Genomic DNA, 20,067 nt, shown 5'->3' on the forward strand with positions numbered 1-20,067 from the left:
TCCAGCACGAAGGATCTCAAGAATGACTCGACTGGCACCCGGCTTTCTCTGGGGAGCGGCGACCGCACCGCACCAGGTGGAGGGCAACAACGTCAACAGCGACTGGTGGCAGCGCGAACTGCGCACTCCCGGTATGGAGCTCAGCGGCGATGCCGTGGACAGCTACCACCGCTACGCCGAGGACATGCGGTTGCTCGCCGACGCCGGGCTCACCAGCTACCGGTTCGGGATCGAGTGGGCCCGCGTCGAGCCGGCGCCCGGCCAGTTCTCCCGCGCAGCGCTCGCCCACTACCGGCGGATGATCGACACCGCCCTCGGCTTCGGACTCACCCCGGTCGTCACCTTGCACCACTTCACCGCGCCGCGGTGGTTCGCCGAGGATCTGGGCTGGCTCGGCCCGAAGGCGATCGAGCGCTTCCAGGCCTACGTGCGGTACGCCAGCGGCATCCTCGGCGACGTCGAGTGGGTCTGCACCATGAACGAGCCGAACATGCTGGCCATCATGGTGTGGATGAGCGACCCGGTGCGGTCGGCCGCGGCGAGGAAGCTGCTCACACCGACCGTCGCGGACCCTCTGCACCCGATCCTGCCGGACCCGGAACCCGAGGTGGGGCTGCGGCTGGTCGAGGCGCACCACGCCGCACGTGAAGTCCTCAAGGACGAGACTGACGCCAAGGTCGGGTGGACGATCGCGAATCAGGCCCTGACAGCCACCCCCGGGAACGAGGCCAAGCTCCGCGAGCTGCGGTTCATCAAGGAGGACCTGTACCTGGAAGGGGCACGCGGCGACGACTTCGTCGGGGTCCAGTCCTACTCCAGCCAGGCCGTCGACGAGAACGGCGTCGTTCCGCATCCGGACGCCCCCGACAACACTCTCACCGGCGCCGCATACCGTCCGGACGCGCTGGGAATCGCGCTGCGCCACACCTGGGAGACGACAGGCGGCGTCCCGATCGTGGTCACCGAGAACGGGATCGCCACTGCCGACGACACCCAGCGCATCGCGTACACGTCCGAGGCCCTGCGGCACCTGTTCGCGGCCGTCGACGACGGTATCGACGTGCGCGGCTATGTGCATTGGAGCGCGCTCGACAACTTCGAGTGGGGCCACTGGAAGCCGACGTTCGGGCTCATCGCGGTCGACCGGGAGACCTTCGAGCGCAAGCCGAAGCCCAGCCTGGCGTGGCTCGGCGAGGTCGCCCGGCGTGGCGGCCTGGAGGCGAGCGCCGAATCCGGCGACAAGTCGGCGTCGGTGTCCGCATGAGCCGTGTTCCGATCCTGCCCGGGTTCCACCCCGATCCCTCGATCTGCCGGGTCGGGCAGGACTACTACCTCGTCAACTCATCATTCGAGTACGCCCCCGGTGTGCCGATCTTCCACAGCCGCGATCTGCTCCGATGGGAGCAGATCGGCAACGTGCTCGATCGCGATGACCAGCTCGTGCTGCCGCCACGGTGGGACAGCGGCGGGATCTTCGCCCCCACGCTGCGGTATCACGGCGGGCGGTTCTGGATGATCACGACGAACGTCGCGGAGTTCCGTCGAGGGCATCTCATCGTGACCGCCGAGGATCCGGCCGGGCCGTGGAGCACCCCGGTGTACACCACCGGAGCGCACGGTATCGATCCCGACCTGACCTGGGACGAAGACGGCGCCTGCTATCTCACCTGGGCCTCGAGCCTGTCGGAGCATCCGATCTCGCAGGCGCGGATCGATCCGGCCTCGGGTGCGCTGGTGTCCGAGCCGAAGCCCTTGTGGAGCGGATCAGGTATGGCTCACCCCGAAGGCCCACACTTGTACCACCGGAATTCCTGGTGGTACCTGCTGCTCGCCGAGGGTGGCACCGAGCGGGGACACGCGGTCACGGTCGCTCGCTCACGATCGATCACCGGACCCTTCGAGGGAAACCCGGCCAACCCGATCCTCACGCACCGCAGCTCGGAGCACCCCGTTCAGAACACCGGCCACGCCGACCTCGTCGAACTGCCGAACGGCGAGTGGGCCGCGGTCCATCTGGGAGTACGGCCGCGTGGCACGACACCCGGGTTCCATGTGAACGGTCGTGAGTCGTTCCTCACCGCCATCCGCTGGGAGGACGACTGGCCGGTGTTCGACGAGGACCACTTCGAGGTGCCCGAGACCGACACGGCATTCGATGACGACTTCACCGCCGCCGTTCTGCACCCGCGGTGGATCTCCCCCGGCATCCACCCCGCGCAGTTCGTCGCTCCCGCCGACGGTGGCGGCATAGCCCTGACCGCCGCCGAAACGCCCGCCGACGCACGCCGCCTTCTCGGGGTCCGCACCAGGGACGTCGAATGGCAGGCCAGCGCGGTCGTCGACAGCGCCGACACGCGTCTCGTCCTGCGCCTCGACGACGCGCACTGGACCGGCATCGAGGTGCGGGAATCCTCGCTCGTCGCGCGCGTCGTCATCGGCGGGCTGGACCACGTTCTCGCCGAAGCGCCCCGGGGCACGGACGGCCCAGTCACGTTGTGCATCCGCGCCGTCGAACCGGCACAGGACCCCCGGCTCCCGGCCGGGCCCGACCGGATCGAACTCGGGCAGTGGGAGGACGGGGACTTCAAGCTGTTGGCGCAGGTCGACGGACGGTACTTCTCGACGGAGGTCGCCGGCGGCTTCACCGGCCGCGTCGTCGGCGTCGAGTCCCTGGCCGGCGTACGAGTGCTCAGACGCTTCTCCTACCACGCCGCCGATATCAAGTAGCAGAGGATTGACACCATGGCTGACTCGTTGAACAGGCCCGAACTCGACCCCGAGAGCGCGGCACCCTGGCTGGCATTCCCCGGCAACGTCCTGGACAGGACGCCGACCGGCTTGAGCATGGAGACGCTGTCGCGAGCCCGTTCCTATGGGCCGCCCGGTCGTGAAACGCTGCTCGCCGGACGGCAGATCACGGACAAGGACGTCGAGATCCCGACCCCGAACGGACAGCTGACGCTGGCGGTTTTCACGCCGGAAGAGCAGGTCCCGAACGCACCCGGCATCTACTGGATCCACGGCGCCGGCTTGGTCGCCGGCGACCGCTACGGCGCGGGGGACGCGCTGGATCTCGCTCAGTCTCCGGGAGCGGTCGTCGTCTCGCCGGAGTACCGCCTGGCCCCCGAGCACCCGTCGCCGGCTCAACTGGACGACTGCGTCGCCGGCCTGCTGTGGTTCGCCGACCACGCGGACGAGCTCGGCGTCGACCCCACACGCCTGATCCTCGCGGGCGGGAGCGCGGGAGCCGGCCTCGCGGCGGCCGCCGCGCTGCGGCTCCGTGACGAAGGCGGCCCGGTGATCAGCGGGTTGATTCTTCTGAGCCCGATGCTCGACGACCGTATGACCAGCGTGTCCTCGCAACAGTTCACCTACGGCGTCCCGTGGACGCGGATGAGCAACGAATTCGGCTGGCACTCCGCGCTCGGCGACCGCGTCGGAACGGACAGCGTCTCGATCTACGAGGCGCCCGGCCGCGCCCAGGAACTGACAGGCCTGCCGCCCACCTTCATCGACGTCGGAAGCGCCGACCTGTTCCGCGACGAAGCCGTCGCCTTCGCCTCCACGATCTGGGCCGGCGGCGGGAATGCCGAACTCCACGTCTGGCCCGGCGGCTACCACGGGTTCGAGCAGATGGCGCCCGCCTCAGCCCTCGCCGTCAAGGCCGTCGCAGCGCGCAAGCAATGGCTTGACCAGCTCCTCGCGGACACCAAGCACTAGCAAGGAATCGGCACCATGCACCACTCAGCTTTTGGCGGAACACGCGGAAACGAGATGCCGGGAAGGATGGGCATCGAGCCTGCGACACTGTCGCGGGCTCTCAGAGATCTAGCCCGAAGCCAGGAAGCCAGAACGGGTGCGCTCGGGTCCGGAGTCGACGGGCAGCGCTTGCCGGTCGACGTCTGGCGGTTCGAGACGACAGAACAAACGCGAACCCACCTCCAAGGCTGGTGACCGGGATCCGATTCGAGCGGTGCGGTCTCGCCCCGCTCCTCGGAAGCCCTGAGCCACGTCTCATCGATCCGTTGCGGAAGTGTGTCTTGCCGCCTCCGGCATGGCTGATGTTCACTGATAATGCGCATTAACAATGCGCATTACCATGCCGGAGTCAGCTTTGACGTCGGACGGCGTCCCGCTCCCCGGCACGATCCAAAAGGAACCTCTGTGCACAAGGACATAGACGTCTCGGCCGTCCTGGCGGCCCTGACCCTGGATGAGAAGGCGGCACTGCTCTCGGGCCAGGCGGCATGGGAATCGGCCGCCGTCGAGCGCCTCGGGATTCCCTCGATCACGCTGACCGACGGCCCGCACGGGGTGCGGCGCCCGGATCCGACAGCCGAGCGCTTCAGTTTCGAGACAAGTCTGCCGGCCACCTGTTTCCCGACCGCGTCAGCCCTCGGCGCCTCGTGGGACGTCGACCTGCTCACAGAGGTGGGCGAAGCCCTCGGCACCGAGAGCCGCGCCGCCGACGTCGCCGTTCTGCTGGGCCCCGGCATCAACATCAAGCGGTCGCCCCTGTGCGGGCGCAACTTCGAATACCTGTCCGAGGACCCGGTCGTCAGCGGCCACCTCGGGGCTGCTCTGGTACGTGGCGTCCAGAGCAAGGGCGTGGCGGCATCGGTAAAGCATTTCGCCGCCAACAACCAGGAAACCGACCGCATGCAGATCAGCGCCGAGGTCGACGAGCGCACTCTGCGGGAGATCTACCTGGCCGGCTTCGAGCACATCGTCACGACCGCCTCGCCGTGGACGGTGATGGCCGCCTACAACCGCGTCAACGGCGTCCACGCCGCGCACAACGGCTGGCTGCTCAGCGAAGTACTGCGCGACCAGTGGGGATTCGACGGCCTCGTGGTGTCGGACTGGGGCGCTGTCTCCGACCCGGTGGCCGCGGTCGGCGCGGGGCTGGATCTGGAGATGCCGGCCACCAACGGCGCCAGCGCGACGAAACTCGTCGAAGCGGTCAAGGCCGGGCTGCTTGAGGAGAACGTCCTCGACCAGGCCGTCGCGCGGGTGCTCACGCTCCTCAACCGCACCGCGCAGGCGGAACCCGCCGACGACGTCGACTTCACCGCGCACCATGCGCTGGCCAAGCGCGTGGCGGTCGAGACGGCGGTACTGCTGAAGAACGAGGGACCGATTCTTCCGCTGGACCCCGACGCCACGACAACCGTGGCGGTGATCGGCGAGTTCGCGCGCACCCCGAGGTTCCAGGGAGCAGGCAGTTCCCAGGTGACCCCCACCAGAGTCGACAGCGCCCTCGATGCCCTGACGGAAACCGCAGGAAAGGGCCTTCGCCTCACGTTCGCTCCCGGATTCCAGCTTTCCGGCGACGAGGACGAGACGCTGCATGCTGAAGCCGTGTCCCAGGCGGCCGAGGCCGACGTCGTCCTGATGTTCCTCGGTCTCCCGGAGGGCGAGGAGTCCGAAGGCCACGACCGCGAACACCTCGACCTGCCGGACGTCCAGCTCCAGCTGCTGCGCGCGGTGGCGCGGGCCAACCCCGACGTGGTGGTCGTGCTCGCCAACGGCGGCCTGGTCGAAGTCGCAACCTGGGAGCGGCACGCGATGGCCGTCCTCCACGGTTCGCTGAACGGGCAGGCCGGCGGCGGTGCGATCGCCGATCTCCTGTTCGGCCGCGCCAACCCCAGCGGGCGCCTCACCGAGACCATCCCGGTGCGGTTGAAGGACACCCCCTCCTACCTGAACTTCCCCGGCGCCGACGGCATTGTCATCTACGGCGAGCGCCTCTATGTCGGCTACCGGTACTACGACGTCAAGGACCTGCGGGTCAGCTACCCGTTCGGGCACGGACTGTCCTACACGTCTTTCGCCTACTCCGATCTGCATGCCACGGTCGACGGCGAAGGTGATGACGTCGTCGTCCGGCTGCGCGTCACCCTGACCAACACGGGACCGGTGACCGGCAAGGAAACGGTCCAGGTGTACGTCGGGGACGTCGCGGCATCGATCGATCGGCCGGTCCGGGAACTCAAAGCGTTCACGAAGGTCGAGCTCTCCAGCGGGTCGTCAACGCAGCTCGAGTTCGAGTTGGGCGCGCGCGATCTGTCGTTCTACAGCCCACTGCACCGCAGTTGGGTTCTGGAAGGCGGCGAGTTCGAAGTCAGCGTGGGTGCGTCTTCGCGCGACCTGCGTCTGACGACCACGGTGAAGGTCGACGCGCCGCCGCTGATCGCTCCCGTCACCTGGGAGTCCCCGGTCGGCGCATGGCTCGCGCACCCGGCCGGCGGCCCTCTGCTGCGGCGGGCGATGGACTCCGGCGAGGGCTCGGCAGTCGCCGCTGATCCGGCGATCCTGCGCATGGTCGAGTCCGTTCCCCTGAAAACCCTGGTCACGATGAGCGGCGGCCGCCTGGACGTCACGGAGATCAGCCGGTACCTCGACGCCGACACCCACCCGGAAGGACGATCGTGATCGACAGGCAGTCCGTGGTCCGCCGCCACACGGTCGAGCTGACGAAGGCCGACCCTTCGTGCGCGTTGACCGTCGGCAACGGCGACTTCGCCTTCACCGCCGACATCACCGGCATGCAGACGTTCACGTCCTTCCACGACCAGATCGCCGCCTATCGCGAGGGACGTCTGGCCGTGCACACTGCGACGATGTCGACGTGGGGCTGGCACTCGATGCCCAACCCCGACGGGTTCGTCCTTGCCGACGCGATGTCCACCTACTCCACCGCGCGCGGGCCGGTGGAGTACCCCGACAAGCTCACCATGGCCGCCATGATGGGCGGAGGCGACGGTGAGGACTACCGGGCCGGGGCTTGGCTGCACATGAACCCGCAGCGGCTCGACCTGGGTCGCATCGGGCTGGTGCTCCGACCGACGGCGGGCGCCGATCCGGAGACCGACCCGGCCGTGCTCGTGGATCCGCGCCAGAACCTCGACCTCTGGACGGGCGCGATCACCAGCGTGTTCGAATACGCAGGGCACGAGGTCAGGGTCATCACGGTCACCGACCCGCACCACGCGCGGGTCGCCTTCCGTATCGAATCCAAGCTGCTGGCCACTGGCCTGGCCTCCGTCGCCATTCGGTTCCCCTACGCGAGCGACAACTTCTTCGGGACCGCCGACTGGTCGGCACCGGACCGGCACACCACGACCCTCCAGCCGCTCGACGGCCGGGCATGCCGGTTCGTGCGCGAGCTGGACGACAGCACCTACTCGATGCGGCTTGATTGGACCGACGGCACGATCGCCGCCGCCGGAGAGCATCACGAGTTCGGGCTGACCGCCTCGGGCACCTCCATAGAAGTCGTGGCGGCTTTCTCCCCCGGCGACAGCGCAGAGTTCAGCCGCGGCGATTTCGAGTCGATCCAGGCCGAAGCAGCCCGCTGGTGGCATGACTTCTGGATGTCAGGTGCGGCGATCGACTTCGCGGGCAGTACCGATCCGCGCGCGGCCGAGCTGGAGCGCCGGATCGTCCTGTCGCAGTACTTGACCGCTGTGAACTGCTCGGGAACCACTCCGCCGCAGGAGACGGGTCTGGTCACCAACTCCTGGCAGGGCAAGTTCCACCTGGAGATGCATTGGTGGCACGCTGCGCACTTCGCCGCCTGGGGCCGTCCGGAGCTTCTCGAGCGGAGCCTGGACTGGTATCTGTCGATTCTGGGCACCGCGCGTGAAACCGCGCGCCGACAGCAGTACGCCGGCGCACGCTGGCCCAAGCAGGTCGGCCCGGACGGGCGGGAGAGCCCGAGCGACATCGGAGCCCTGCTCATCTGGCAGCAGCCGCATCCCCTGTACCTCTTGGAGCTGCTGTACCGGAGCTGTCAGGGACCGGAGCGGGAGAAGCTCCTCACCCGGTTCGCCGAGATGGCCGACGCGACCGCGGAATTCATGGCCGACTTCGTCGAAGACCGGGACGACGCCTATCACCTGCCGGCGCCACTGGTGCCGGCGCAGGAGTTCTACGACGCCAAAACCACTGAGGACCCGACGTTCGAGTTGGCCTACTGGTGGTGGGGCTTGGAGATCGCCCAATCCTGGCGTGAACGTAGAGGGCTGCCCAGGCAGGACACGTGGCAACACATCCAGGATGAGCTAGTCGCCCCCCGCCAGGACGCAGGCGTCTACTCCGCGATCGCGACAGAGCCCTTTCTCCGCCGCGACGATCACCCGTCGATGGTGTGCGCTTTGGGCGTCGTCCCGGCGACGCCGATCATCGACGCCGACGTCATGGAGGCAACGCTCCTGGACGTCCGCGCCAACTGGGATTGGGACTCCGCCTGGGGGTGGGACTTCCCGGCGATGGCGATGACCGCCACCCGCATCGGCCGTCCCGACTTGGCGGTGGACGCGCTCCTCATGGACAGCCCCAAAAACCAGTACCTCACGACCGGCCACTGCCCACAGATGGGCAGCCTGTTGCCGATCTACCTCCCGGCGAACGGCGGCCTGTTGGCGGCGGTCTCCCTGATGGCCGCGGGCTGGGACGGCGCGGACACAGACTGCCCGGGCTTCCCCGCGAACGGCACCTGGTCGGTCCAGCACGAGGGATTCGTGCCATGGCCGTGACCCAGGACAAACCGTTGGCGGAAGGCGGCGAAGAAGCCGGGACGGCGGCCCGGGCCCCGTCCATGCGCGACGTCGCCGACCTGGCTGGATACTCCCACCAGACGGTCTCCAGAGTCCTGTCGGGACACCCCAACGTACGAGCGCGTACCCGTTTACGCGTCATGGCCGCCATCCAGGACCTCGGCTACCGGCCGAACCTCGCGGCGCGGGCTCTGGCCACCGGCAGCTCTCAGACCGTGGGTGTCGTCGTGCTGAACGGCACCCTGCATGGGCCGTCCTCCATGCTCTACGCGATCGAAGAGGCCGCCCAGTTCGCGGGCTACGGGGTCACCGTCGCGAGCGTCCGTGGTTTTGACCGGACCCTGCTGCGCAGAGCCATCGCCCGTCTGGCCGACCAGGCAGTGGACGGAGTGATCGTCGTCGCACCGCTCGCCTCGGTGCGGGACGCCCTTGAGGAGCTGCCTCAGGACACACCGTCCGTCATCGTCGACGGCGATCCGGACGATTGCAGCGCATTGGTTCGCGTCGATCAAACTCTCGGCGCGCGACGGGCCACCGAACACCTGCTTACCCTCGGCCACTCGACGGTGTGGCATGTCGCCGGGCCCGCCGATTGGCCGCACTCGCAGGGACGTGTCGCAGGCTGGAAGGCGGCACTCGCTGCGGCTGGCGCGGAGGAGACTGTCCCACTGCCCGGGGACTGGAGCGCGGAGTCCGGATATCGCGCCGGCCAGTTGCTGGCCCGGATGCCCGACGTGACAGCGGTCTTCGCCGCCAACGACTCGATGGCGCTCGGGGCGCTGCGCGCATTGTCCGAGCGCGGCCGCCGGGTCCCGGAGGATGTGAGCATCGTCGGGTTCGACGACATCCCCGAGGCGGCGTATCTCAGCCCGCCACTGACAACGGTCCGGCAGGACTTCCACAGGGTCGGGCTGCGCAGTCTCGCCCTGTTGTTGGATCAGATCGCGGAGCGGGCCAACCCTCCTCATGACGTGGTCATCGAACCGGAGCTGATCGTGCGGCTCAGCACTGCACCGCCACCGCTTTAGACCGCCCGACAGGCCGAAATCAAGGAAGGACGCGCATGGTTGTTAGCGCTAACACGGATGATCGCCATGTAGTTGGCGTTGATTTCGGCACGCTCTCCGGGCGCGCCGTGGTGGTGCGCGTCAGAGATGGCGCTGAGCTGGGGACCGGCGTACACGCCTACGCCGATGCGGTGCTGGAGCGGGCACTACCCTCCGGGCAACGGCTGCCGCCGGACTGGGCGCTGCAGAACCCAGCTGACTGGCGCGAGGTCTTACGCCGAGCAGTACCCGCCGCTCTGGCAGACAGCGGCGTGCATCCGGCATCCGTCATCGGCATCGCCACCGACTTCACCGCCTGCACGGTTCTGCCCACGACGCGTGGCGGGACTCCGTTGTGCGAGGTGGACGGGCTTGCCGACCGGCCGCATGCCTGGCCCAAGCTGTGGAAGCATCACGCCGCACAGCCTCAGGCCGACCGGATCAACGCCGCTGCGCACGAGCGAGGCGAGAAGTGGATCGGTCGCTATGGCGGCCGGATCTCCTCCGAATGGCAGTTCGCCAAAGCCCTGCAAGTGTTGGAAGAAGACCCGGAGGTCTATGACCTGACCGATCGCTGGATCGAGGCCGCGGACTGGATCGTCTGGCAGCTGTGCGGACAAGAGACCCGCAATACCTGCACGGCAGGCTACAAGGGGATCTTCCAGGACGGCGCATACCCGTCGCAGGACTATCTCGCGACGCTGGCACCGGCCTTCGCGGACTTCGCCACCACGCGTCTGGCCCACCCGCTCTCCGCTCTCGGCTCCCCCGTCGGCTCTCTGACCGCCGAAGCCGCGGCCTGGACCGGCCTGCCAGAAGGCATAGCCGTCGCGGCCGGCAACGTCGACGCACACGTCACAGCACCGGCGGCGCGCGCCGTGGCCGACGGACGGCTTCTCGCGATCATGGGGACGTCCACCTGTCACGTCGTCAACGGGGCGGTACTGGCCGATGTTCCGGGCATCTGCGGAGTCGTCGACGGTGGTATCTCAGCAGGCTCCTACGGGTATGAGGCCGGCCAGAGCGCGGTCGGCGACATATTCGCTTGGTGGCTTGAGCAAGGCGTCCCGGACTCATATCGGAGCGAGGCGAAGGAACGCGGCGAGAGCCTCCACCAGATGCTGTCGCGCAAGTGCGCCGAGCAGCCGGTCGGCGGCCACGGACTGGTGGCCCTGGACTGGATGGGCGGCAACCGGTCAGTCCTGGTAGACCATCACCTGTCTGGTGTCATCGTCGGCCTTACGCTGGCTACACGGCCCGAAGACGTCTATCGGGCGATGATGGAAGCCACCGCCTACGGCACCCGGATCATTGTCGAGACCTTCGAAAAGGCCGGCGTCCCGGTGACCGAGTTCGTGGTGGCCGGCGGCCTGAAGCAGAACGCGCTGCTGATGCAGATCTACGCCGACGTCCTGCACCGACGGGTTTCCCTCGCCGTTTCCGACCAGGCGCCGGCACTCGGCTCGGCGATCCACGCCGCCGTGGCGGCTGGGGCGTATCCGGACGTCGCGACCGCGGCCGAGGCCATGGGCAGCGTCCAGGAGCACGCCTACGTCCCCGACCCTCATCGGGCCGCCGCCTATGACGTGCTGTTCGCCGAGTACCAGACCCTTCACGACTACTTCTCCGCCCGGGGCGAGGCCGCGAACGCGGTTCTGCACCGGCTGCGCCGTATCAGGAACGAGGCCCTGTCCGCATGAGCGTTCACCGTAATCCAGCCGCTGAGGAAGTCGCCCGGATCCGCGCCGAGGTCTGTGACCTCCACGCGGAGCTGGTGCACTACGGCCTGGTCGTCTGGACCGCAGGCAACGTCTCGGCCCGGGTACCCGGCCGTGACCTCATGGTCATCAAGCCCAGCGGCGTCGCCTATGACGCACTCACGCCGGCCAACATGATCGTCTGTGATCTCGACGGAAAGGTCGTCGACGGCGAGCTGTCCCCGTCCAGCGACACAGCAGCGCACGCATACGTCTACCGACACATGCCGCACGTCAACGGCGTCGTCCACACCCATTCCACCTACGCCTGCGCGTGGGCCGCCCGCGGAGAGCCTGTGCCGTGCGTTCTCACCGCGATGGCCGACGAGTTCGGTGCCGAGATCCCGGTCGGTCCCTTCGCCCTGATCGGTGACGACTCGATCGGCCAGGGCATCGTCCAGACGCTCCAGGGCCACCGCTCGCCGGCGGTTCTCATGGCCAACCACGGGGTCTTCACGATCGGCGGCTCGGCCAAGGACGCCGTCAAGGCCGCTGTGATGTGCGAGGACGTGGCCCGCAGCGTCCACATCTCGCGGCAGCTCGGCAAGCCATTGCCAATAGCCGCCGAACATATCGACCGGCTTTATGACCGCTACCAAAACGTCTACGGCCAGCACTAGTGAACCAGGCGACGCACACCTCAGGAACCGGAGCCGGACAACCATGACCACACCTGAACGACCAGAGATCTGGTTTCTCACCGGAAGCCAGTCTCTGTATGGGGACCAGACACTGCAGCAGGTCGCCGAGCAGTCACGCCGAATAGCCGCCGCGCTGGGCAAGAGCCCCGAGCTCTTCGCATCTGTGGTCTGGAGGCCAGTGCTCACCGACGCCGCGGCCATCCGTCAGGTGATGTTGGAAGCGAACTCCTCGGATCGCTGCATCGGGGTGATCGCGTGGATGCACACCTTCTCACCGGCGAAGATGTGGATCGCCGGTCTGGACGCCCTGCTCAAGCCGCTGCTCCACCTGCACACGCAAGTGAATCAGGACCTGCCGTGGGCGACCATCGACATGGACTTCATGAACCTGAACCAGGCAGCGCACGGCGACCGCGAGTTCGGGTACGTGCAGACCCGCCTCGGCATGCCTCGCAAGACTGTCGCAGGGCACGTCGAAGACCCGGCCGTGCGCGCACGGGTCGGCGGTTGGGCCCGCGCGGCCGCCGGCCGTGCCGAACTGCGCTCTCTGCGCCTGGCCCGCTTCGGCGACAACATGCGGGACGTCGCGGTCACCGAGGGCGACAAGGTCGAGGCGCAGCTGCGGTTCGGCGTCTCGGTCAACACCTACGGGGTCAACGATCTCGTCGCGGTGGTCGACGCGGTCGACGACGACCGGATCAACGGCCTTGTCGAAGAGTACGACGACGTCTACCACGTCGCCGCCGAGCTACAGCCCGGCGGCGACCGGCACGACTCGCTGCGCTACGCGGCCAGGATCGAACTGGGCTTGCGCGACTTCCTCACCGCCGGCTCCTTCGGCGCGTTCACCACCAACGTCGAGGACCTGGGAGGGCTGCGGCAGCTGCCGGGCATAGCCGTCCAGCGGCTGATGGCCGACGGCTACGGCTTCGGCGGGGAGGGCGACTGGAAGACGGCCCTGCTCCTGCGGACTTTGAAGACCGCCGCGGCCGGATTGCCGGGCGGTACCTCGTTCATGGAGGACTACACCTATCACCTGGAGCCGGGCCACGAGCTCGTCCTCGGCGCGCACATGCTGGAAGTCTGCCCGTCGATCGCCGGCGCGGTGCCGTCCTGCGAGATTCACCCGCTGTCCATCGGGGGCCGGGAAGACCCGGTCAGGCTGGTGTTCGACGCGGCTCCCGGGTCGGCGGTCGTCGTCGGCATGTCCGACCTGGGCGACCGGTTCCGCTTGGTGGCCAACGAGGTCGACGTGGTCGAGCCGCCGCACGCACTGCCGATGTTGCCGGTGGCGCGCGCCGTGTGGGCGCCGCGCCCGGACTTCCGGACGTCGACGGAGTCCTGGTTGGCTGCCGGCGGACCGCATCACACGGTCCTGACACGTGACCTGACCACCGAGGTACTCACCGATCTCGCTGAGATGGCCGAGGTCGAGCTGGTCGTCATCGACGCCGGGACCGAGTCCGGGCGATTCCGCCGCGAGATGCGCTGGAACCAGGCGTACTACCGGCTTGCAATGGGCTTCTGACCCCAATTCCGACAACGAGCGCAAAGGCGACCGTATCTATGAGTGACCCCTCCCCGCAGCAGCCGAACGTGATCGTCGTCCTCACCGACCAGCAGCGGTGGGACACGACCGGAGTGCATGGCAATCCCCTGGATCTGACTCCTGAATTCGACCGTATGGCCCGCGAAGGCACGCTCGTGGCCCAGGCTCTGACCCCGCAGCCGGTCTGCGGACCGGCCCGGTCCTCGCTGCAGACCGGCATGTTCCCGACCGCGCTGGGCACGTTCCGCAACGGCGTCCCGCTGCCGAACGATGTGCCCACGCTGGCGGGGCAGTTCGCGGCCGCGGGGTACGCCACCGGCTACATCGGCAAATGGCACCTGGCGTCGAGCGATCCGGTGCCCGCGCACGAGCGAGGCGGCTACGAGTACTGGCTGGGCAGCAACACGCTCGAATACACCTCCGACGCCTACCAGACGGTGATGTGGGACGGCGACGAACAGCCCGTGCGCCTGGTCGGATACCGGTCCGACGCGATCATCGACGCCGCGATCCGATTCATCGCGGACCATCACGACCAGCCGTTCCTGCTGTTCGTCTCGCTCCTGGAGCCGCACCATCAGAACGCCACCGACACCTACCCGGCGCCCACCGGATACGCCGAGCGGTACACCGGGCGGTGGGTGCCGGCCGACCTGGCGGCGCAGGAGGGAACCGCGCACCAGCACCTCGGCGGGTACCTCGGCCAGATCAAGCGCGTCGACGAGGGCCTGGGCCGGCTGCGCGACGCCTTGACGAGTCTCTCGCTCGAGGCCTCGACGGTGCTGGCCTGGACCTCCGACCACGGCAATCACTTCCACACCCGGAACGCGGAGTACAAGCGCTCGGCCCACGAGTCCTCGATCCGCGTGCCGCTGGCCCTGACCGGGCCGGGCCGGGCTTCACCGGTGGCGGCATGATCCGACAGCAGGTGAGCACCGTCGATCTGATGCCGACCCTGCTCGACGCCGCCGGGCTGCCGGCACCCGCGGATCTGCACGGCAGTTCGTTCCTCCCGCTGGTCGGCGGTGGCACCGATCCCGAGCGTCCCGAATCGGTGTTCCTGCAGATCAGCGAGTTCGAGGTGGGACGCGCGGTACGCACGTCGCGCTGGAAGTACGCGGTCACCGCCCCCGACGCCAACGGCTGGACCGAGCCGTCCGCGGACCGCTACGTCGAAACGTGCCTGTACGACCTGGCGAACGACCCGTACGAGCTCGACAACCTGGCCGGCCTGACTTCCCACCGCGAGGTGGCCGATTCTTTGCGCGCGATGCTGCTGGACTGGATGCGCACGGTGGGTGAAAAGGAACCGGTGATCGAACCCGCCCCCGAGCGGCGACCGCGCGGGCGCCGTGTCGACCCGGAGGTCCACGACTTCGATCTGACGGGAGTGCGATTCGCCCATCAGCGTCCCGTCGCATAGCTCGCCGAGCTGGCACCTTCGTTCAGTCACCACGCCCAAGGGAGTGAGCCGTGTCGGACACCGTCTCTGTCGAGATACCTCAAGGAAGCCTGAACGGGCGGGTGCTGGACGAGGGCGGCGTGCTCTTCGCCGGGATTCCCTTCGCACAGCCGCCGACCGGGGCGCTGCGTCTTCGGCCGCCGCAGCCGCCCCGGCCATGGGCAGGGGTGCGCGACGCGTCGGACTTCCTTCCGCCGCCACCGCAGAACGCTGGGCTCTCGCTTCCGCCCGACACGGTCTGCTCGGAGGACAGCCTGCACGTTAACGTCTGGACGCCGGATGTCCATGGCCGCAGGCCGGTCATGGTGTGGATCTATGGCGGCGCCTACGAAACCGGCAGCGCCGCCCCGCCGGTCACCGACGGGCAGCAGCTGATGCGCGGCGGCGATGTCGTGGTCGTGAGCTTCAACTACCGCATCGGCGCTCTGGGGTTCGTGCACCTGGCCGGTATCGGCGGCCAGGAATGGGCCGACACCGCGAATCTTGGGTTGCAAGACCAGGTCGCGGTGCTGCGCTGGATACGCGAGAACATCGCAGAGTTCGGCGGCGACCCGGACAACGTCACCGTATTCGGCAACTCCGCGGGAGCTGGCGCTATCGGCTGCCTGCTGGCCATGCCGACCGCGCGAGGCCTGTTCCAGCGCGCGGTCATGATGAGTCCGCCGATCGGCAGGATCTACTCGCCGGCCACGGCGGAGCAGCTGGCTACCCAACTGCTCGACGAGGTCGGAATCCATCGGCCTGAGCAGCTCGCGAACGTGCCGGTCGAGCACATCCTGACCGCGCAGTCCCGGGCCGTGTCCGGGGACTTGGGCGCCCGCGCCCTACCCGGTGGACGCTCTTGGGGACCGGTGCTGGACGGAATCGTCCTTCCAGGCATGCCCCTTCAGGCCGTCGAAGCGGGCGAAACGGCCGACGTGTCGCTGCTTGTCGGCGCGAACCGTGACGAGATGCTGCTCTTCGAGCGGTTCGAACAGCCCGACATCACTCCCCCCACGGCCGACGCGGTGTTGGCGGACATGGCCGCAACGGTTGGGCAGGCTGCCGCGCGAGACCTCTGGGAGGCTTACCAGGTCGCGGAACCGGACGGCACTCCGGCACGTCTGCGCCTGCGCTTCCTCAGCGACTACATCTACCGGATCCCGGCCTCTCGCATGGCCGACGCTCACATACGCGCCGGCGGCACCGCCCACCAATACCTCTTCGCAGCGGACCTTCCAGGACTCGGCGCGGGTCACGGCACCGAAGTAGCGCTCGTATTCGGCGGCCACAAGGACCCTGCCAATCCGCTGGCGCAGGTCTACGCTCGGTGGCCCGGCTCCGACCAGCTCAGCCGGGAAATGATGGCCGCCTGGACGGCGTTCGCTCACAGCGGTGATCCCGGGTGGACACGCCACGCACCCGGTGCCACGGATGTCCACGTGTTCGGGGCGGACGGCCCGGTCGCCGAACCGCCGGTCACCACTCGCGAGCCCTGGCATCTGGCCACTTACCGCCGCACTGTCGCCGAAACCCCGGCTGGACATCGGCCCGCCGACGGCCTGGCACAGACCGACGTCTAGGGAGTTCTCGGCTCGGGAGTTACCGGGGCCGGGGGTCGAGTCCGTTTTTGGCCAGGAGCCCGGCCAGGAGTTCGGATCGGTACTGCATCAGTGTTAGCCGTTGTTTGACCATCCGGTGGAGCTGGTTGATCTCGCGTTTGACGGTCAGCCGGCTCCGGGTACTGATCAGGGTGCGTATGGTCGCGGGCTTGTGCCGGTTCGAGCGGTTGTGGCCTGCGGCGCCAGTGACGCGTTGCCCGGCGATGACGTGCTCAGGGGGCCAGGACCCGGGGCGGGTAACCGTAGATCCCGACGCCGGTGACGGATTCGTCGGGGATCTCGATCGGACAGATGCTCCACTGTCGAGCGATCCGCATCACATGGCTCTCGTTCGGCATGGCGGCGAGCCAGACGTCCCATTCGGGCTCTCGCCACTCCTGCCAGCCTTCTTCGAGCCAGCGGTGCCCGATGCCGAGCTCGAGTTCGATCTCGGTGGGCTCGCCGATGTGCAGCGGTACTTCTCTTCGCTCGCCGATGTAGCAGTATGCGCGGGCGATGTCGCCGGACTCGACGCTGGCCCAGGCGTGATACTCGCCGACCCGGTCGGTGGCGAAGTAATCGAAGTCGCCGATCTCGTCACCGAGCGCTCGTAGCCAGTCTGGAAAGTCAGGGTGAGTGGCGTCGATCTGGATCGGCAGGTGGGACTGACTGAGGGCGATGGTCCAATCGGCGACAGGCCGGGCGACGTAGACACCGTACTCATGGGCGGCGCGGGTGCCGGCAGACCAGCGCAGGATTTGACGGCTCTTCATACCGAGGGCGTCGGCGACCTCTTGCAATGTGGCATCACGGGTCGCGATCCACGATGTCTTGTCGCTGATTCCCATGGGCACTCCGTTCCGCGGTTTGGGGGATCATCCCATCCGGCGGTGACAGTCAGGTCGGTATTGCCCTGGATCCCGCTTACCGATCATGTGAGCATCTCGTGGAGTGCTCCGGAGGAGTGGAACCGGACACCGAACCAGGCGCATATCAGCTCGGTGATCCTGGCTGGCGTCCAACGCTGGTCGGTGTAGCCGTGGACTGCCGGACCGGCCTCGAACAACGCCATCAGCTCCTGCTGAGCGTGCCGACTACCGTATGTCAGCGTGGCGCACCCGACGAAACTCCGGCAGCTCAGCGCGGAGCCAGCGCTGCGAAGCCCTCATCAAGCAGGCCGACGAGGTCGAGCTCACCATCCGAGGCCGTCCAGTGGTCCAGGGCGATGTTCAGGCAGTCCAGGGCGGCGGCGGCCTTGACCGAGGCCGCGACGGGACCAAGCCCCGAGGAGGAGGCCCGCTCGGCGAGCGCTTGCGCCAGCCCGACGCGCCAGCTGTGCTGCTTCTCGAACTGGCGGGCGCACAACGCGGGGGTGTCCAGGATCAGCCGGGTCGACGCCAGAGCGGCGGCTGGGTCGTAGCCGTAGGGCTCGACAACGGTGTCCAGCGCGGCTCGCAGCGCCGTCCAGTCGTCCTCTTCTGCGGGACGGGCGCGCAGAGCATCGGCCAGGCGTTCCCCCTGGGCGTCGACCGCCCCCAGGACGGCGTCTTCCTTGGTGTCGAAGTAGCGCAGGAACGTGCTGCGCGACACCCCTGCGGCCGCGGCCAGGTCGTTGACCGTGACGTTGTCGAAGCCGTCACGGAGGAAGAGTCCGAACGCGACCTGGGACAGCTCGGCGCGAACGGCGGCCCTGGCGATGTCTCTCGTGCTTGTACGCGCTGATGCGTTCACGTCGCGATCCTACCCATCTGGTGATTCCGACTCGCAATCATGGGTTACAGTGTCTCATGTGAGACTGAGTCTCACTTACGGACTCCAGATCCAGCTCTAGACCGAAGAGCCATCGCAACCGCGGAATAGGACACCCGACACCATGACCAAGACACTCGGACTCATCGGCAGCGGAAACATCGGCAGTGCCCTCGCCCACCTGGCCATCGCCGCAGGTCTGGACGTCGTGCTTAGCAATTCCCGAGGCCCGGAATCCCTGGCGGCCCTGGTCGCCGAACTCGGCGACCACGCCCGCGCGGCCACACCCGCTGACGCGGCCCAGGCCGGCGACCTGGTCGTCGCGACCATCCCGCTGGGCTCCTACGAGCAGCTCCCGGCCGCCGCCCTGGTCGGCAAGACGGTCATCGACACCATGAACTACCGCCCGGACACCGGCCGGATCTCCGAGTTCGACCAGGACGAGTTCGCCTCCAGCGTTCTGGTGCAGCGCCACCTGCCCGGTTCCGCTGTGGTCAAGGCGTTCAACAACATCGACTTCCGACGCCTGTCCATCTCGGCCAGGCCCGCCGGTGCCGAAGACCGGAGCGCCCTGCCGATCGCCGGTGACGACCCGGCCGCCAAGGAGCAGGTCGCCCAGCTCCTGGACCTGCTCGGCTACGACGCCGTCGACATCGGCACCCTCGCCGACAGCTGGCGCAGCGAGCCGAGCTCCCCGGTGTTCGTCCAGCCGTACCTGGCAGCCCAGCCGGAAGGCCTGGACCAGCAGGAGATGGGGCGCTGGTTCTTCGAGACGCCCGGCGTCCCGGTCCCCGCCGACCGGATCAGGGAACTGGCCGAGGCTGCCGTGCGACCGCCGGCGCCGGAGCGCGGCGCGAGCACGACCGACAACTGACCGGCCCACGCAGCCGACTCATGGAAGAGACGATCCCGATGAAGTTCCTACTGCTCGGCGCCACCGGAGCAACAGGCAGCCTGTTCATCGAACAGGCACTCGCCGACGGACACGAGGTGACAGCCTACGTGCGCAGTCCTGACAAGCTGGCGCCGCGCGAGCGCCTGACGGTCGTGGCCGGCGACGTCCGCGACGCAGCCGCACTGACCGAGGCCATGAGCGGCGCCTCACCCGACGCCGTCGTCAGCACTCTCGGCCTGGGCCGTACGCGCAAACCCAACAACCTGATCGCCGACAGCACACGCGCCATCGTGGAGGCAGCCGGCCGCAGCGGTACGTCCCGCGTGCTCGTCATGTCAGCATTCGGCGTCGGGCAGTCCGCCGACAAGGCCTCCGCGATCGCGCGCTTCATGTACCGCACCGGTGGAAAGGCCATCTACGCCGACAAGGAAGTCGGCGACCGGCACCTCGCCGCCTCCGACCTGGACTGGACCCTCGCCTACCCGGTACTGCTCACCAACAAGCCGAAAACCGGCTCGTATCAGGCGATCGATCTGGGGCAGCTGACCCGGCTACCCGGAATGCCGCGCGTCGCTCGGGCGGACGTCGCCGCGTTCCTGCTCGCCGCGGCGACCGAAGACACGTGGTCCCGCCGGACGGTGGTGCTGGTCGAGGGGCTCTCGCGTCCATAGCGTTCGAGGCTGGTATGCACTCTCCGTGACGAACGCGATCCTGGAGCTCGGCGTACCGGCCTCCAGCAACGCCCGGTAGGCGGCCACCGCGTCCTCGACCGCCGCCGCGAACCGGTGCTCGGGAGCGAGCCGGTAGTCGACGGAGATCGCGCGGGC

General features: G+C 68.2%; 15 protein-coding genes and 2 pseudogenes. 13 read left to right on the forward strand and 4 right to left on the reverse strand.

What is annotated here, in order from left to right:
* The first annotated feature begins 22 nt into the window (after nucleotides 1-22).
* From GWK61_RS01130 to GWK61_RS01180, 11 genes and pseudogenes are all read left to right on the forward strand, one after another.
* The gene (locus GWK61_RS01130; protein ID WP_194903916.1) at nucleotides 23-1,264 is read left to right on the forward strand and encodes a glycoside hydrolase family 1 protein; all 1,242 of its coding nucleotides are present in this window, start codon (nucleotides 23-25) and stop codon (nucleotides 1,262-1,264) included.
* Entirely contained in the window at nucleotides 1,261-2,727 is a 1,467-nt protein-coding gene (locus GWK61_RS01135; RefSeq protein ID WP_194903918.1) for a glycoside hydrolase family 43 protein, read from the forward strand. The genes GWK61_RS01130 and GWK61_RS01135 overlap by 4 nt, the downstream gene beginning before the upstream one ends.
* A 15-nt stretch (nucleotides 2,728-2,742) precedes the next feature.
* The gene (locus tag GWK61_RS01140) at nucleotides 2,743-3,720 is read left to right on the forward strand and encodes an alpha/beta hydrolase (protein WP_194903920.1); all 978 of its coding nucleotides are present in this window, start codon (nucleotides 2,743-2,745) and stop codon (nucleotides 3,718-3,720) included.
* Nucleotides 3,721-4,164: 444 nt separating this feature from the next.
* On the forward strand, nucleotides 4,165-6,435 hold the full coding sequence (locus GWK61_RS01145) for a glycoside hydrolase family 3 C-terminal domain-containing protein (RefSeq protein WP_323747358.1): 2,271 nt from the start codon (nucleotides 4,165-4,167) through the stop codon (nucleotides 6,433-6,435).
* A complete protein-coding gene (locus tag GWK61_RS01150) occupies nucleotides 6,432-8,540 on the forward strand; it encodes a hypothetical protein (protein ID WP_194903925.1) in 2,109 nt (702 codons plus the stop codon). Before GWK61_RS01145 ends, GWK61_RS01150 begins: the two co-directional genes overlap by 4 nt.
* Nucleotides 8,531-9,589, forward strand: coding sequence for a LacI family DNA-binding transcriptional regulator (locus tag GWK61_RS01155; RefSeq protein WP_194903927.1), 1,059 nt, complete (start codon nucleotides 8,531-8,533; stop codon nucleotides 9,587-9,589). Before GWK61_RS01150 ends, GWK61_RS01155 begins: the two co-directional genes overlap by 10 nt.
* A gap of 35 nt (nucleotides 9,590-9,624) precedes the next feature.
* Nucleotides 9,625-11,307, forward strand: coding sequence for a ribulokinase (locus tag GWK61_RS01160; RefSeq protein WP_194903929.1), 1,683 nt, complete (start codon nucleotides 9,625-9,627; stop codon nucleotides 11,305-11,307).
* Nucleotides 11,304-11,984: an L-ribulose-5-phosphate 4-epimerase gene (locus GWK61_RS01165; protein ID WP_194903931.1), complete on the forward strand. Its 681-nt coding sequence runs from the start codon at nucleotides 11,304-11,306 to the stop codon at nucleotides 11,982-11,984. The genes GWK61_RS01160 and GWK61_RS01165 overlap by 4 nt, the downstream gene beginning before the upstream one ends.
* Nucleotides 11,985-12,027: 43 nt before the next feature.
* Entirely contained in the window at nucleotides 12,028-13,533 is a 1,506-nt protein-coding gene (gene araA, locus GWK61_RS01170) for an L-arabinose isomerase (RefSeq protein ID WP_194903933.1), read from the forward strand.
* A gap of 38 nt (nucleotides 13,534-13,571) precedes the next feature.
* A pseudogene (locus GWK61_RS60480) lies at nucleotides 13,572-14,977 on the forward strand (sulfatase family protein).
* 50 nt (nucleotides 14,978-15,027) lie between these two features.
* The gene (locus tag GWK61_RS01180) at nucleotides 15,028-16,578 is read left to right on the forward strand and encodes a carboxylesterase/lipase family protein (RefSeq protein WP_194903935.1); all 1,551 of its coding nucleotides are present in this window, start codon (nucleotides 15,028-15,030) and stop codon (nucleotides 16,576-16,578) included.
* A gap of 251 nt (nucleotides 16,579-16,829) precedes the next feature.
* On the opposite strand, the gene GWK61_RS01185 is transcribed toward GWK61_RS01180, so the two are convergent.
* The 3 genes from GWK61_RS01185 to GWK61_RS01195 form a co-directional block, all read right to left on the reverse strand.
* Nucleotides 16,830-17,444: a hypothetical protein gene (locus GWK61_RS01185; RefSeq protein ID WP_194903937.1), complete on the reverse strand. Its 615-nt coding sequence runs from the start codon at nucleotides 17,442-17,444 to the stop codon at nucleotides 16,830-16,832.
* An 83-nt stretch (nucleotides 17,445-17,527) separates the two neighbouring features.
* Nucleotides 17,528-17,668, reverse strand: coding sequence for a helix-turn-helix domain-containing protein (locus tag GWK61_RS01190; protein ID WP_194903940.1), 141 nt, complete (start codon nucleotides 17,666-17,668; stop codon nucleotides 17,528-17,530).
* A gap of 65 nt (nucleotides 17,669-17,733) precedes the next feature.
* A complete protein-coding gene (locus GWK61_RS01195) occupies nucleotides 17,734-18,327 on the reverse strand; it encodes a TetR family transcriptional regulator (protein ID WP_323747359.1) in 594 nt (197 codons plus the stop codon).
* Nucleotides 18,328-18,469: 142 nt separating this feature from the next.
* Between GWK61_RS01195 and GWK61_RS01200 the strand changes: the two genes are divergently transcribed.
* Nucleotides 18,470-19,219 carry an NADPH-dependent F420 reductase gene (locus GWK61_RS01200; protein WP_194903942.1) on the forward strand — a complete coding sequence of 250 codons (750 nt, stop codon included), beginning with the start codon at nucleotides 18,470-18,472 and terminating at the stop codon, nucleotides 19,217-19,219.
* Nucleotides 19,220-19,239: 20 nt separating this feature from the next.
* A complete protein-coding gene (locus GWK61_RS01205; RefSeq protein ID WP_194903943.1) occupies nucleotides 19,240-19,911 on the forward strand; it encodes an NAD(P)-dependent oxidoreductase in 672 nt (223 codons plus the stop codon).
* On the opposite strand, the pseudogene GWK61_RS01210 reads toward GWK61_RS01205, so the two are convergent.
* Nucleotides 19,792-20,064, reverse strand: a pseudogene (locus tag GWK61_RS01210) (alpha/beta hydrolase fold domain-containing protein); the annotation flags it as partial. The gene GWK61_RS01205 and the pseudogene GWK61_RS01210 overlap by 120 nt on opposite strands.
* Nucleotides 20,065-20,067 lie beyond the last annotated feature (3 nt).

Source organism: Catenulispora rubra (genome assembly GCF_015356825.1).
Lineage (GTDB): Bacteria > Actinomycetota > Actinomycetes > Streptomycetales > Catenulisporaceae > Catenulispora > Catenulispora rubra.

Coding starts and splice junctions, on each gene's coding strand:
- GWK61_RS01135 (WP_194903918.1), top strand. CDS start 1,261: ATGAGCCGTGTTCCGATCCTGCCCGGGTTCCACCCCGATCCCTCGATC.
- GWK61_RS01165 (WP_194903931.1), top strand. CDS start 11,304: ATGAGCGTTCACCGTAATCCAGCCGCTGAGGAAGTCGCCCGGATCCGC.
- GWK61_RS01130 (WP_194903916.1), top strand. CDS start 23: ATGACTCGACTGGCACCCGGCTTTCTCTGGGGAGCGGCGACCGCACCG.
- GWK61_RS01185 (WP_194903937.1), bottom strand. CDS start 17,444: ATGGGAATCAGCGACAAGACATCGTGGATCGCGACCCGTGATGCCACA.
- GWK61_RS01155 (WP_194903927.1), top strand. CDS start 8,531: ATGGCCGTGACCCAGGACAAACCGTTGGCGGAAGGCGGCGAAGAAGCC.
- GWK61_RS01205 (WP_194903943.1), top strand. CDS start 19,240: ATGGAAGAGACGATCCCGATGAAGTTCCTACTGCTCGGCGCCACCGGA.
- GWK61_RS01200 (WP_194903942.1), top strand. CDS start 18,470: ATGACCAAGACACTCGGACTCATCGGCAGCGGAAACATCGGCAGTGCC.
- araA (WP_194903933.1), top strand. CDS start 12,028: ATGACCACACCTGAACGACCAGAGATCTGGTTTCTCACCGGAAGCCAG.
- GWK61_RS01140 (WP_194903920.1), top strand. CDS start 2,743: ATGGCTGACTCGTTGAACAGGCCCGAACTCGACCCCGAGAGCGCGGCA.
- GWK61_RS01190 (WP_194903940.1), bottom strand. CDS start 17,668: ATGGCGTTGTTCGAGGCCGGTCCGGCAGTCCACGGCTACACCGACCAG.
- GWK61_RS01160 (WP_194903929.1), top strand. CDS start 9,625: ATGGTTGTTAGCGCTAACACGGATGATCGCCATGTAGTTGGCGTTGAT.